This is a genomic window from Bradyrhizobium jicamae, from assembly GCF_018130215.1.
In the GTDB taxonomy this organism is placed as follows: Bacteria; Pseudomonadota; Alphaproteobacteria; order Rhizobiales; family Xanthobacteraceae; genus Bradyrhizobium; species Bradyrhizobium jicamae_A.
Genome location: NZ_JAFCKQ010000130.1, coordinates 1 through 1,240, shown reverse-complemented (window position 1 = coordinate 1,240; position 1,240 = coordinate 1). Strand labels below are relative to the sequence as shown.

The 1,240-nt window shown below is 64.4% G+C and carries 1 protein-coding gene; it reads left to right on the top strand.

Annotated elements, in window-relative coordinates:
• Nucleotides 1-1,066 (top strand): IS5 family transposase (locus JQ586_RS40300; protein ID WP_249148699.1); only part of this gene is annotated, 1,066 nt, incomplete at its 5' end.
• Nucleotides 1,067-1,240: the final 174 nt, after the last annotated feature.

The following is a 1,240-nucleotide window of genomic DNA, read 5'->3' as shown; positions in this document are numbered from 1 at the left end:
CGAGCTGTTCAGCTACGTCGACCTGGAAGCACGGGTGCGGCGTGATCATCCGCTGCGAGCGATCCGGACGATCGTGAACGAGGCGCTGGCGGTGCTGGAGCGCGAGTTTGCCGCGCTTTATTCGCCGATTGGGCGGCCGTCGATCCCGCCGGAGAAGCTGCTGCGGGCGATGCTGTTGCAGGCGTTTTATTCGATCCGCTCGGAGCGGCTTCTGGTGGAGCGGCTGGAATATGATCTGCTGTTCCGCTGGTTCGTCGGAATCGGCGTCGACGATGCAGCCTGGGACCATTCGGTATTCTCGAAGAACCGCGACCGGCTGCTGGAAGGCGACATCGCGGCGAAGTTCCTGGCGGCGGTGCTGGCGCAGCCCAGGGTGAAGAAGCTTCTGTCGAGCGATCACTTCTCGGTCGACGGCACGCTGATCGAGGCCTGGGCGTCGATGAAGAGCGTCAAGCCGAAGGATGGCTCCGGCGAGCCGCCGGCCCAAGGCGGCGGGCGCAATGCCGACGCGAACTTCCATGGCCAGAAGCGCTCCAACGACACCCATGCTTCGACCACCGATCCGGAGGCCAGGCTCTACCGCAAGGGCAAAGGCAAGGAGACGAAGCTGTGCTTCATCGGGCATGGGCTGATGGAGAACCGCCACGGCTTGCTGGTCGACGCCTGCCTGACGCAGGCCGATGGGCATGCCGAACGGGTGGCCGCGCTGCACATGATCGAGCCTCGTGCCGACCGACCGACGGCGATCACGCTTGGCGCCGACAAAGCCTACGATGCAGAAGACTTCGTCAACGAGCTGCGCTCGATGAACGTGACGCCGCATGTTGCGCAGAACACCAGCGGCCGTAGCTCCGCGATCGACGGGCGTACGACCCGGCACGGCGGTTATGCCGTCAGCCAGCGCATCCGCAAGCGGATCGAGGAGGCATTCGGCTGGATCAAGACAGTCGCCGGGCAAGAGAAGACCAGCTTCCGTGGCCGTGATCGGGTCGGATGGGCCTTTACCTTCGCTGCGGCCGCCTACAATCTGGTGCGGCTGCCCAAGCTGATCGGGGAGACCGGCTGATGGCCAAGGTGGGCGGCTTCGCCAAGGCCTTTGCCGGCCGGTGGCGCATCGTCGAAATGGACAACTGGGACAGCGACTTCCTCGATCTTGTCGAAGAGGCGCATCTCACCTTCCGGGGCAAGTCCGATGGTGAAATAGCCTTTGGGGCTCTCAAGGGCTTCCTGGATGTGCGCT